Source organism: Methylophilus sp. Leaf408 (assembly GCF_916856905.1).
Taxonomy (GTDB): Bacteria; Pseudomonadota; Gammaproteobacteria; order Burkholderiales; family Methylophilaceae; genus Methylophilus.
On sequence record NZ_CAKASK010000001.1, the window covers coordinates 236,408 to 248,522 of the forward strand.

Genomic DNA, 12,115 nt, shown 5'->3' on the forward strand with positions numbered 1-12,115 from the left:
CTTTCCATGTTGTTACTGTTTAACAAACCTTTTAACGTCGTCTGCCAGTTTACTCCTCATGAGAAACATGCGACGCTTAAAGACTATATTCCGATTCCCAACGTATATGCGGCCGGGCGGCTGGATACCGATTCTGAAGGATTGCTTATTTTAACCGATGACGGTGCTTTGCAACATCGTTTAAGCCATCCCAAATACAAAGAAGTTAAAACCTATTGGGCTCAGGTAGAAGGTGCTGCTACAGAAGCAGATTTGATGCCATTGCAGCAAGGTGTTGATTTAGGTGATTTTGTAACCCGGCCTGCACAAGTGCGTATCATCGATGAACCTGCCCATTTGTGGCAGCGAAACCCGCCCATCCGTGAAAGAAAAGCCATCCCCACTACCTGGCTGGAGCTGAAAATCAGCGAAGGTAAAAACCGCCAGGTGCGCAGAATGACGGCCCATATAGGCTTCCCGACCTTGCGACTGGTGCGTTATGCAATCGGGCCTTACAATCTGGACGGAATCTTGCTTGGTAAATACAAAACACTTTAGTTAATGTAAATGACAGTTTCAAGCAAAGGAAGCGAAAAGGTTAGTATGAAACCGGTAGTTGTTTTCAGGCACGCCTGCTGCGAAGGTGCAGGTTATTTAGGCACTTTTTTAGCGCAACATGCTATTCCATGGTGCGAAGTGCGGATTGATAAGGGTGAAGCTGTTCCTTCCTCACTCGACGCTTATAGCGGCATTGTGCTAATGGGCGGACCTATGAGTGTCAATGATGATTTGCCGTGGATTCCTCCGTTGTTGAGTCTGATCCGTCATGCGGTGGATCAGGATGTACCCTTGTTAGGCCATTGCCTTGGCGGCCAGTTGATCAGTAAAGCCCTGGGCGGCACCGTGAGCAAAAACCCTGTTAAAGAAATTGGTTGGGGACAAGTCTCTGTGCTAGATAACCAGCTAGCAAAAGAATGGTTTGGCGATCTGCCAGCCTTTAATAGTTTTCACTGGCATGGAGAAACGTTTACCGTTCCTGAGGGCGCAACCCATGTGCTAGCCAGTCCATATTGCGAAAATCAGGCATACGCCTTTGGAAAACATATCGGATTTCAATGCCACATTGAAATGATGCCGGAAATGGTCAGGATGTGGACGGATAAATGGAAGGCAGACATTGCCGAGGCCTCATCTAGCCCAGCCGTGCAATCTGCAGAGGTGATGCTGGCTGACGTGGATGCTGGTTGCGAAACGTTACACACAGTTGCTGATAAAGTATATAGCCGCTGGATCCAGGGCTTGGTGCACAATTAAATTTTACTGGAATTCTTTGTCAATCTGGCTGGTTTGTTTTCGTCGTAGAAGTGTGCTGTTCAAGTTTATGCATGGCATAGCGGCGCTGTTTAAAACGATTGTACTGCCATAAATATTGTTCTGGGCATTGCGCGATCTGCCGTTCGATCGCCTGGTTCAGCAGGGTGGGGGTGCTGATATCGTCTACCCGTTTCAGGTGAATATCAAATCCCTTGCCATCCGGCAAACGATGACCAAATGCCATCACTACCACCGCGTTGGTTTTGCTGGCCAGTTTGCTGGCAAGTCCCATGGTATAAGCGGGTTTGCCAAAAAAATCCGCCCATTCACCTTCACCGCTACGGGGAATCTGGTCAGGCAATATACCGACCGCTTGCCCGTTTTTAAGTGCCTGTAATAATTTCCTGACGCCACTGGCATTGGCTGGCGCCATCTCCACTTTACCTTTTTGTCTTCCGCTAACCACCAGATTGCTAAGTGATTGCATTTTGGGCGGACGGTAAAGCACTTTAATCGGAGATTGCGAGCCGTAGTAAATGGAAGTGATTTCAAAACAGCCCAGGTGTGGTGTCAGGAAAATAAGGCCTTTGCCATTCTTTTGCGCTTCGCTGACGGTTTCCCATCCGTGCACTTGCTGAATGAACGGTAATAATCGCTCCGCCGATTGACCCCAGATAAAAAATGTTTCAAGTAAGGCTTTGCCGGCTTCCAGTCGGCTGCGCTTCATTAATTGTTGGGCTTGTAAGGGATTCTCAGCCAAACGGCTTTGCAGAATATTATTTAATGCAATCTGGTTACTTTTGCGATCCAGGCAGTATGAAAGCCAGCCTAATCCAGCGCCCAAGCGGTGTACCAGACTTAATGGCAGCCAGGCGATAAATTTACAAAAGTAGAGCAGCATGAATATAAACAGTCATTGAAAAGTAATGAGCATCTTAACAAACTCTTGTACGCAGCCAGCGCATGGCGGTCAAGTTTTTATGCTGCGCGTCGGATTGCAGTAAAATAGCAAAAATCCTGAAACTTGAATCTGCATGTCTAATCTGGAAACCACAAATACGCTGACCGAGAACATTTATCCGCTGCCTTCAGTATGTCCGGTGGTTGAGAATAATGCAGTGACATTGTCAGATGGCAGTGTATTGACCACATTGCAGGTGCATCGAATGTTACCCGGTCGCCGTTGGGTATTCAGTGGCATGTGGCAAGGCCTGTCGGTTTTCGCCAAGGTTTTTATGGGTGCCCAAGCAGGTAAATATGCCAACCGGGATGCGCAAGGCGCGGTGTTGCTTGCTGAGGCAGGCTTAAAAACGCCTGCGTTATTATGGCAAGGTCTTACTCAAAATGCACAGGCAAGCGTATTGATTTATGCTGCGATTCCAAATGCCGAAAATGCGCATCATGTGTATGCGCAAAGCGACACTGCACAAAAATTCACACTAATTGAAAAAATAGTACGCGTGCTGGCGCAGCAACATGCTGCCGGTCTCGTGCAGACTGACTTGCACTTGAAAAATTTTGTGCTCGCTGATGATACCGTGTGGTCAATTGATGGCGATGGCATACGCAAAAAGGATTTATCCCGCAAAGCTTGTTACCAGCAACTTGCCGAGTTAGTAGCCAAGCTTGCTATCCTGGATCAGCAAGCATGGGTAGTGGCTTTGCTTGCCGCTTATCAACAACAGCGCCAATGGCCAGATTTGTTTAATCCACAGCAGATAATCGCTTGGGCTAAGCGCCATAAAGCGCAAGAAGTGCGTGAGTATGTGGAGCGCAAAATTTTCCGTAATTGTACCGATGTCGTCTGGCAGCAAGCCACCACATTTGTATTGGCGCACAACGCACATGTGGCCTTGCCTGAATTGACTCCCGATGTGCTTGACTCGTCCATGCAAGCGGGGGATATGCTGAAAGATGGTAATACCAGTACCGTGGTGCGTACCCATCTCGCACAGCTGGGTGCAGTGATCAAACGGTATAACATCAAGAATATATTCCATGCAATTGGGCGGAGTTGGCGACCGAGTAGGGCAGCTATTTCGTGGTCTAACGCACATCGTTTGCAATATTATGGAATCCTGACGCCTAAACCATTGGCGATGCTGGAAAAGCGTTTTCTTGGATTGCGTGGCGAGGCATATTTCGTTTCTGCTATTAGTGCATTGCCTGATGCCTTCACTTTTTTCAAAACCATCAGCGATGATGCACTGCGTGCAGAAGCACTCAGGCAGCTTGTATTAACCTGCTACCAGTTTTACCTGCTGCAAATTTCGCATGGCGATATGAAAGCCACAAATTTACATGTGAATGCTCAAGGCCAGATTGTTGTCTTGGATTTGGACAGCATGCAGCAGCAACGTTGTGCTAAACGTGCGTTGCGTGCGCATGTCAAAGACATCCGCCGATTGCTGCAAAATTGGAAAGACGATACTTCGCTGTATAATGCGCTGTTGCAAAGTTTTCACGCGGTGTATGTGGATCATACGCCTCTGAAGCTGGCAGGCATTTCCATTTAAATCAATTGACGAGTCACTGAATGATTGTATTAGGGTTATCTGGCGCATTGGGTCACGATGCTTCTGCGGCTATTCTGGTGGATGGCAAAATTATTGCTGCCGCCGAAGAAGAGCGCTTTATACGCGACAAGCACGCCAAAAATCATTGGCCGTATGAGGCCGCCAAGTTCTGCCTGAAACAGGCCGGGGTCACGGCTGACCAGGTTGATATCGTCGCTTTTCCATATGCTGAAATTCCCCTGGCTTCGCCTGCGCGCTGGCATTACGCTAGGCGTTATTGGTATGCGCCAGACCGTGCGTTGGATGCGATTTTTAACGGTAATCGCCGCTTTAGACGCAACCGCGATAAATCGCTTCAATTAATGCAAGATTTGGGATTGAAAAATGCCGAATTTGTGCCAGTGGAACACCATTTGGCACATGCTTCTAGTGCTTATCATTTAAGCGGTTTTAAAGAAAAAACTGCCATTGTCGGCATTGATGGTAAGGGCGAATATGCCACCACCTTCTTCGGTTACGGTGAAAATGGCAAAATTCATAAAATTAAAGAATTCTATGATCCGGATTCGCTAGGCGGTCTATATGGCGCCATCACTGAATACCTGGGCTTTGAAATGCTAGATGGCGAATTCAAAGTCATGGGCATGGCGCCTTATGGCGACGCCAAGAAATATGATTTAAGCCGCCTGGCCAAGTTCGAGAATGGCGAGCTGTTGATTAACACCGAGTACGTCAATGTCGTGGGTTTGCGCCGTTATAAAGAAAATGGCAAAGGTTTTTACTTCACGCCAAAACTGATCGAATGGTTAGGCCCCAAGCGTTCCGGCGATGAGATCGATGATCCTTACATCCATTACGCCGCCAGCGTTCAGCAATTGCTGGAAGACCTGGCGCTGCAAATGATTGAGTATTATCTGGGCGACATTATCCGCGAAACAGGCAAGATCGTGATGGCAGGTGGTGTGGCGCTGAATGTGAAGCTTAACCAGCGCATTATTTCCTTGCCGCATGTGAAAGAGTTATTCGTGCAACCGGCAGCCGGCGACAACGGCACCAGTCTCGGCGCTGCGACTTATGCTGCGCACCAAGCTGGCGAGACCATTCATAAAATGGAACATGCTTACCTGGGGCCTGCCTTCAGTAATGAAGAATGTATCGCTGCCTGTGAAGCGCACCCGGAAAAACCGAAATTCACACGCGTTGAAAATGGCCCGCATAAAGCAGCCGAGTTATTGGCTGCTGGTAATCCGCTGGCCTGGTTCCAGGGCCGAATGGAATTTGGTCCGCGTTCATTAGGCTGTCGCAGTATTCTTGGTGACCCTAGCTTTCCTGGCGTGGCCGACCGTATCAATGCGCAAATCAAATACCGCGAGCGCTGGCGGCCGTTCTGCCCGAGCATGCTGGATCGTGTAGCGGAAGATATTTTGCAAACCAATCATCCGGCGCCTTACATGACGTTTACTTTTGATGTAAATCCGGCCTGGAAGTCTCGAATACCGGAAGTAGTGCATGAAGATGGCACCGCACGCGCTCAAGTAGTTACCAAGGCAACTAACCCGCGCTACTATGCGCTGATTGAACATCTGGAAAGCCTGCGCGGCAATGGGGTGGTACTGAATACTTCATTGAACCGTCGTGGCGAACCGATGATCTGTAGCCCGACCGATGCATTGAATATGTTTTATGGCTGTGATCTGGAGTATCTGATGCTGGAAGATGTGCTGGTGACGAAAAGCTAGATTCATAAGTTTATAATTCCGATTTAAGTAATTGGAATCATTCAAAAAAATCCATTTGGACGCGCTTTTGGTTTGACTGATTCCAGTTGTTTAGCGATAATCGGGAATAGAGTCCAGTTTGGACTCATATACAATAAATCCCAAAACTGTGATTAAAAGTAAGTCAAAGCAGTTCATCAGGATAGTTCAGTAGTTAAAACACAGTTGAGCGATAGTCAATGAAACAATCTCACATTGAAGTAACAGAACGCATCATCGAGCGCAGTCGACCGACCCGCAAGGCTTATTTGCAGCGTATTGATGATTATCTCAACCGTGACAAAGGCCCGGATCGCCTGGGCTGTGCCAACGTGGCACACGCATTCGCGGCCATGCCACAGAACGATAAATTCAAGATTTATGCTGAAAAGCCAACCCATATCGGTATTGTCACGGCTTACAACGAAATGTTGTCTGCGCACCAGCCTTATGTGAATTATCCGGACATCATCCGTGATGAAGCCCGCAAGCATGGGGCAACCGTACAGGTTGCTGGCGGCGTGCCAGCCATGTGTGATGGCATTACACAAGGTGAGCCTGGCATGGAGCTGAGCCTGTTCAGCCGCGATACCATTGCAATGAGCACAGCTGTGGCGCTGTCACACGATGTATTTGATGCTGCGTTGTTGCTAGGCGTCTGTGACAAGATTGTGCCGGGCTTACTGATTGGTGCTTTGCATTTCGGCCACTTGCCATGTGTATTCGTGCCGGCCGGCCCGATGAGTACCGGTATTGATAACACCTCCAAATCGAAAGTGCGTGAGCAATATGCGCAAGGCCTGGTTGGCCGTGAAGAGTTGCTGGCAAGTGAGTCTGCTGCTTACCATGGCGCGGGTACCTGTACTTTCTACGGTACCGCTAACAGCAACCAGATGTTGCTGGAAGCCATGGGTTTACATGTGCCTGGTGCTGCATTTATCCATCCGCACGATGGCATGCGTGAAGACTTTACTCGCGAAGCAGTACGCATGGTGATACAAAATACCCAGAAAAATAGATTCGTGCCGATTGGCCGCCTGGTTGATGAGCACGTTATCGTCAATGCGATGGTGGCTTTGCTCGCCACTGGCGGGTCCACCAATCACCTTATTCACTGGGTTGCTGTGGCGCGTGCTGCCGGTATCGTGATTGACTGGACTGATTTCCACTACCTTGCCAGAGGGACGCCGCTGCTGGCAAGCGTGTACCCGAATGGTAAAGCCGATGTGAATGAATTCCAGCAAGCCGGTGGTCCAGGTTTCGTGATTCGCGAATTGATCGAAGGTGGTTACATGTATCCTGATGTATACACCGTCAGTGGCGGTGGCATGCGTGATTACGGTAAGAAGCCTGAAAAAGAAGCTGACAAGCTGGTATGGAAAGACTACCCGGCTGAAAGTGGTGATGAAACCATCGTCCGTACTGCTGCACATCCATTTAATGAATCTGGTGGCCTGCGTTTGCTGAAGGGTAATCTGGGCCGCAGTGTGATCAAGATTTCTGCCGTGCCGGAAGACCGTCATATTATCGAAGCACCGGCCATTGTGTTTGATGCACAAGAAGAATTGCTGGCAGCCTTTGACCGTGGTGAACTGGAAAAAGACTTTATTGCCGTGGTGCGTTTCCAGGGCCCTAAAGCGAATGGTATGCCTGAATTGCATAAACTGACACCGCCATTGGCCGTATTACAGAACAAAGGTTTCCGCGTGGCGATTGTGACTGATGGCCGCATGAGTGGTGCGTCAGGCAAAATCCCGGCAGCGATTCACTTGAGTCCAGAAGCCAGTGCTGGTGGCCCGATTGCCAAGATCCGTAATGGCGACATTATCCGGTTGAACGGCACGGTTGGTCAGTTGAATGTGCTGGTTGACGAAGATACCTGGGCTGAGCGTGAGACTGAAGAGCTGAGCGATGCCAAACGTCACCACAATGCCCACGGATTGGGTCGTGAGTTGTTTGGCGGGATGCGCAAGAATGTACTTTCAGCTGAAGAAGGCGCAATCACTTGGTTGTAATTAAAACTTCGTCGCAATACGTTGTTGCAGTCGCTTGCCGTACTAATCGTACTGTCTTCACTCCTGCGCCTAGTCTTGCTTAGAACTTTTAATTACAGAGATACTAAAAGTTTATTTCTTTAGAATTCAATTATTAATTAGGTAAATATTCATAACATGAGCACATTAGATTTAGCGAACCATGGCCCGGTCATCCCGGTAATTGTCATCAACAAGGTGGAAGATGCTGTGCCTATGGCAGAAGCATTGCTGGCGGGTGGCGTGAAGGTGCTGGAAGTGACTCTGCGCTCACCGGTTGCTTTGCAAGCCATGGAGCAAATTGCCAAGCATGTACCTGATGCGATTCTGGGTTCAGGCACCGTGCGTAACCTGAAGGATGCACAGGCCTCTAAAGACGTAGGTTGCAAATTTGCGGTTAGCCCTGGTTACACCACTGAATTAGGCCAGTTTGCCCGTAAAATTGGCCTGCCATTATTACCAGGCGTGTCTACCGGTTCTGAAATCATGATGGCTAATGCCGATGATTACTACTTCTTGAAGTTATTCCCGGCAGTGGCTGTAGGTGGTATCAATTTGCTGAAAGGTTTTGCCGGCCCATTTGCTGATGTGAAATTCTGTCCTACCGGTGGCGTGAGTGTTGAAAGTGCACCTCAATTCCTGGCACTGCCAAACGTAGTGGTATGTGGTGGTACCTGGTTAACCCCTAACGACGCTGTTGAGCGTAAAGACTGGGCACATATCACCAAACTGGCGAAAGAAGCTTCAGCAATCGTCGCAGCCAAATAATTCAATAAGGAAAATCAGCTATCATTAAAGGCTTGTAGTCTTACAGGCCTTTTTTTATTGCCAGCCGCTTATGACAAATCCCTTGAATCTCGAAAAATACAAAACCATCGTGCTGGATTGTGATGGAGTCGTGCTCAATAGTAACCAGACCAAGGTGGATGCTTATTACAATACGGCCAAACGTACCGGTGGTACCGATGCGCAGGCACAGGCATTTGTGGATTATCACATCAAGCTCGGCAGTATTCCACGTAACGATAAAATCCGTTACTACATCAGCGATATCCTTAAACAGCCATTCACTGAAGAATTTTTCCAGACATTGATGGATACCTTCACCGAGATTCTGGATGAAACGCTGATGCAATGTGAGGTCGCGCCGGAACTGGAGAAATTGAAGCAAAGAACTTCACAAGCCAAATGGATGCTGATGTCAGGTGGTGACCAGGAGGAGTTGCGCAAAATATTCCCGCGCCGTGGTCTCGACAATCTCTTTGAATTAGGGATTTACGGTGGCCCGACAAAAAAGAACGAGCATCTGGCAACCATGATTGCGGATGGCACGATTCAGTTTCCTGCATTGTTTATTGGTGATAGCCGCTTCGACCACCAGGCTTCTACTGGTGCCGGCTTAGACTTTGTGTTTGTCTCCGACTGGACAGATATGCCGGACTGGCAAAGTTATTGCAAACAACATCAGGTGACCGTCAGCCATCACCTGGAGTTACAGCCTTACACCGACTTTTAAGTGGTTAGCTATACTTTTGAGTCAACGATTACACTAGCCTATAATGCCGGTCATGACGACAGACAATAAACAAGTCACCATTCTGGTGCCTAATTATAAAACGCCGGAAATCACCAAAATCTGTATGCGTTTGTTGCGTAAATATACTGATTTCAATCAGGTTGAAGTGATTGCGATTGATAACAACTCGCAGGATGCATCAGTAGAGTATTTGCGCTCCTTGCCTTGGGTCAGATTGATTGAACGCAAGCCGGCAGCTGATGACACTGTGCCACTTTCACATTCGCGTGCGCTGGATCTCGCGCTCTCTGAGGTCAAGACGCCATACGTACTTTCTATCCATACCGATACCTTTGTTAAACGGTCGGATTGGTTGCAGATGCTTTTGCAGCCTTTCAACGACAATCCCAAGCTGGCTGGTGTAGGTTCCTGGAAACTGGAATCCAAGACCACCTTGCAGCGTTGGGGAATCCGTTTCGAACAATCATGGAAAAAAGTGTTACACCAATGGTTCGGTTATCGCGGCTATAACCCAAATCGATTGGATGAGAGTAAATACTATTTACGTAGTCACTGCGCAATGTACCGCACTGATATCATCCGTGCACTCAATACATTTTTTTCGGATGGGAGCCAGACCGCAGGCATGGTAATGCATCAGAAAATGATTGCCGCTGGCTATGAGATGCGCTTTCTTGACTCGGTGCAATTGGGCCAATACGTAGATCACCTTAACCATGCCACGCTGATATTTAATCCTCAACTGGGCACCAGTGAAAAAAATATGCGTGAGGGTGCAAAACGTATCAATGCCAAATTGCGAGGCATCGATGGTGAAGCCATTCTTGCAAACGATAGTTTGGACAAGTAATACACACATGACAAACCGTTTGCTTAGCCTTGCATACTACCTGCCGCAATTCCACGAGATTGAAGAAAACAATCGCTGGTGGGGGCCAGGCTTCACCGAGTGGCAGCAGCTGAATACTGCGAAGACTTATTTTGACTGGCAGCACATACAAAAACCTAAAACCCCCTTCGGTGATTACAATCTGCTCAATCCTGCCGTGTTTGAATGGCAACAATCTGTTGCGCAAACACATGGTATTGATGGTTTCCTGGTGTTTGACTACTGGTTTGGAGAAGGGAAAAAATTACTCGAAAAGCCTATGCAAATTGTGCTGGATCACCAGCTGGATTTTAAATATGCCTTCTGCTGGGCCAACCATACCTGGTATAACAAACGCGAAAATATCACGCTGCAATTGCAGCAATATCTCGGGGCAGGGGATTACACAGCTTATTTCGAGCAGTTATTGCCGCACTTTCATTCTGCCAATTACATCAAGGTGGAAGGCAAGCCGGTATTTTCAATTTTCAGTCCAAAAGAAATCCCCGACCTCGAAGTGTTTATCCAGACCTTTAATAAATGCGCTGCTGAACATGGTTTTGCCGGAATGTACTGGCTGGCAGACAACACTGAGCCCCATCAGCCTTGGAAAAAGTATTTTGATGGATACAATAAATCCGGCAGCATTTTTAAATGGCGCAAGCGCGATAGCTGGTGGTCTTATATACGTGAAAAGCTGGCCAGAACGTTTCATTACAAACAGCTAGGGCCTTTTGTATATAACTATCATGGACTGGTGATTGATAACGATCCGTTAACTGAAGATCCGCATCAAATCCCGATTGTATTTACAGGTTGGGATACCACGCCACGGCACTTGCGTCGCGGGACGATATTAAAAGGATTTAATCCGCAATCTTTTGCCAGGCATTTGGAGCAGATTTACCTGCAATTGAGTAAAAGGAAACAGCATTTGCCAACCCAGGTGGTTGTGATCAAATCATGGAATGAGTGGGCGGAGGGCAATGTGATTGAGCCTGATACACTGTGGGGTGATGCACTATTGAATCAATTTTTGCTGTTTACTCAAAAGTTTACAAAATGACGCGGTTTTCATGGCCGAAGGCTATCAATAATCTCATCTTCAAATGTCGGAAATTCAGGTATCAAGCCAGGGATGAGCATTCTGAGCATGCGTTGACTTTGACTTATCTGTGCCCGAACGCCAAAAAAGCCTCAGGTGGCGTCAAGGTGATTTACCGGCATGTTTCTCTTATTAATAATATGCAAATAGCAGGAGTCAAAGCACAAGTTTTTCATCCAAAAGATGTAAATTTCCGTTGTGAAACCCCATTCTCCAATTTGAATTTTAAGAAAAACTTCGTCTTTAATAAAAAGCATGAAGTATTCGTGATTCATGAAATGTGGGCGGCACGAGAAGCCAAAATCGCGCGTGACAAAGGCATCCGATATATCATTCAAGTCCAGGGTGGCTATGATGTTTTTCGCAAAGCAGACGTTGACTCCGTGTATTCCGCTTATCAACATGCGGAATTGATTACCTGCGTATCAGATGATATTTATGCATGTCTGGTTTTCCTGTTTCCCGAATTTGAGCAGAAAATTTACCGTCTGCATTTGTCTGTTGAAGAAGATTTGTTCAAGCCAGCCGAGCATAAAGAGAACATCATTACTTACATGCCACGTAAGCTGGAGAAACATTCGACACTGGTGCTGAATTTTATTGCCAGGAAATTGCCTTCTTCCTGGAAGATTTTTCCTATCCAGAACATGAACCAGCAGGGAGTGGCTGAAACGTTGTCCAAGTCAAAAATCTTCCTGTCATTTAGCGAACTTGAAGGTTTGGGCTTGCCACCGATTGAAGCTGCTTTAGCGGGTAACCTGGTGATTGGGTATACAGGGCAAGCAGGAAAAGAGTATTGGGTGGATGGGCAGTTTCATGAGGTGAATTGTGGCGATATCCGCACTTTTTCAGAAACGATATTAAGTAAAATTAAGGAAATTGATAACGGATATTTTGATTTTATCGAGATAAAAGAAAATATTACTACCTTGCAGAACAAATATTCTCCTGCAAAGGAGCTGGATGGTTTGCGCGGATTGGTAGATCAACTCAAGAAGGGTTAAAC

The 12,115-nt window shown here is 47.3% G+C and carries 11 protein-coding genes; 10 read left to right on the top strand and 1 reads right to left on the bottom strand.

Going from position 1 to position 12,115, the window contains the following annotated elements:
• Nucleotides 1–6: 6 nt before the first annotated feature.
• A complete protein-coding gene (locus LPA26_RS01010; RefSeq protein ID WP_055870941.1) occupies nt 7–537 on the top strand; it encodes an rRNA large subunit pseudouridine synthase E in 531 nt (176 codons plus the stop codon).
• A gap of 45 nt (nt 538–582) precedes the next feature.
• Nucleotides 583–1,293: a type 1 glutamine amidotransferase gene (locus tag LPA26_RS01015; protein ID WP_055829639.1), complete on the top strand. Its 711-nt coding sequence runs from the start codon at nt 583–585 to the stop codon at nt 1,291–1,293.
• A 19-nt stretch (nt 1,294–1,312) separates the two neighbouring features.
• On the opposite strand, the gene LPA26_RS01020 is transcribed toward LPA26_RS01015, so the two are convergent.
• Nucleotides 1,313–2,194, bottom strand: coding sequence for a lysophospholipid acyltransferase family protein (locus LPA26_RS01020; protein ID WP_229006993.1), 882 nt, complete (start codon nt 2,192–2,194; stop codon nt 1,313–1,315).
• A gap of 133 nt (nt 2,195–2,327) precedes the next feature.
• On the opposite strand from LPA26_RS01020, the gene LPA26_RS01025 reads away from it, so the two are divergent.
• From LPA26_RS01025 to LPA26_RS01060, 8 genes are all read left to right on the top strand, one after another.
• Complete coding sequence (locus LPA26_RS01025) at nt 2,328–3,809, top strand: lipopolysaccharide kinase InaA family protein (RefSeq protein ID WP_229006994.1); 1,482 nt, start codon at nt 2,328–2,330, stop codon at nt 3,807–3,809.
• 20 nt (nt 3,810–3,829) lie between these two features.
• The gene (locus LPA26_RS01030) at nt 3,830–5,548 is read left to right on the top strand and encodes a carbamoyltransferase (protein ID WP_229006995.1); all 1,719 of its coding nucleotides are present in this window, start codon (nt 3,830–3,832) and stop codon (nt 5,546–5,548) included.
• A 218-nt stretch (nt 5,549–5,766) separates the two neighbouring features.
• On the top strand, nt 5,767–7,581 hold the full coding sequence (gene edd / locus LPA26_RS01035; protein WP_055829631.1) for a phosphogluconate dehydratase: 1,815 nt from the start codon (nt 5,767–5,769) through the stop codon (nt 7,579–7,581).
• 156 nt (nt 7,582–7,737) lie between these two features.
• Nucleotides 7,738–8,367: a bifunctional 4-hydroxy-2-oxoglutarate aldolase/2-dehydro-3-deoxy-phosphogluconate aldolase gene (gene eda / locus LPA26_RS01040; RefSeq protein ID WP_229006996.1), complete on the top strand. Its 630-nt coding sequence runs from the start codon at nt 7,738–7,740 to the stop codon at nt 8,365–8,367.
• 70 nt (nt 8,368–8,437) lie between these two features.
• Nucleotides 8,438–9,115, top strand: coding sequence for an HAD family hydrolase (locus tag LPA26_RS01045; protein ID WP_229006997.1), 678 nt, complete (start codon nt 8,438–8,440; stop codon nt 9,113–9,115).
• Nucleotides 9,116–9,167: 52 nt separating this feature from the next.
• On the top strand, nt 9,168–9,986 hold the full coding sequence (locus LPA26_RS01050) for a glycosyltransferase family 2 protein (protein WP_229006998.1): 819 nt from the start codon (nt 9,168–9,170) through the stop codon (nt 9,984–9,986).
• 7 nt (nt 9,987–9,993) lie between these two features.
• Nucleotides 9,994–11,070, top strand: a complete 1,077-nt coding sequence (locus LPA26_RS01055; RefSeq protein ID WP_229006999.1) for a glycoside hydrolase family 99-like domain-containing protein — start codon at nt 9,994–9,996, stop codon at nt 11,068–11,070.
• A 305-nt stretch (nt 11,071–11,375) separates the two neighbouring features.
• Nucleotides 11,376–12,113 (top strand): hypothetical protein, encoded by a 738-nt coding sequence (locus tag LPA26_RS01060; RefSeq protein ID WP_229007000.1) that lies wholly within the window; start codon nt 11,376–11,378, stop codon nt 12,111–12,113.
• Nucleotides 12,114–12,115 lie beyond the last annotated feature (2 nt).

Coding starts and splice junctions, on each gene's coding strand:
- edd (WP_055829631.1), top strand. CDS start 5,767: ATGAAACAATCTCACATTGAAGTAACAGAACGCATCATCGAGCGCAGT.
- LPA26_RS01015 (WP_055829639.1), top strand. CDS start 583: ATGAAACCGGTAGTTGTTTTCAGGCACGCCTGCTGCGAAGGTGCAGGT.
- LPA26_RS01025 (WP_229006994.1), top strand. CDS start 2,328: ATGTCTAATCTGGAAACCACAAATACGCTGACCGAGAACATTTATCCG.
- LPA26_RS01020 (WP_229006993.1), bottom strand. CDS start 2,194: ATGCTGCTCTACTTTTGTAAATTTATCGCCTGGCTGCCATTAAGTCTG.
- LPA26_RS01010 (WP_055870941.1), top strand. CDS start 7: ATGTTGTTACTGTTTAACAAACCTTTTAACGTCGTCTGCCAGTTTACT.
- LPA26_RS01055 (WP_229006999.1), top strand. CDS start 9,994: ATGACAAACCGTTTGCTTAGCCTTGCATACTACCTGCCGCAATTCCAC.
- eda (WP_229006996.1), top strand. CDS start 7,738: ATGAGCACATTAGATTTAGCGAACCATGGCCCGGTCATCCCGGTAATT.
- LPA26_RS01045 (WP_229006997.1), top strand. CDS start 8,438: ATGACAAATCCCTTGAATCTCGAAAAATACAAAACCATCGTGCTGGAT.
- LPA26_RS01030 (WP_229006995.1), top strand. CDS start 3,830: ATGATTGTATTAGGGTTATCTGGCGCATTGGGTCACGATGCTTCTGCG.
- LPA26_RS01050 (WP_229006998.1), top strand. CDS start 9,168: ATGACGACAGACAATAAACAAGTCACCATTCTGGTGCCTAATTATAAA.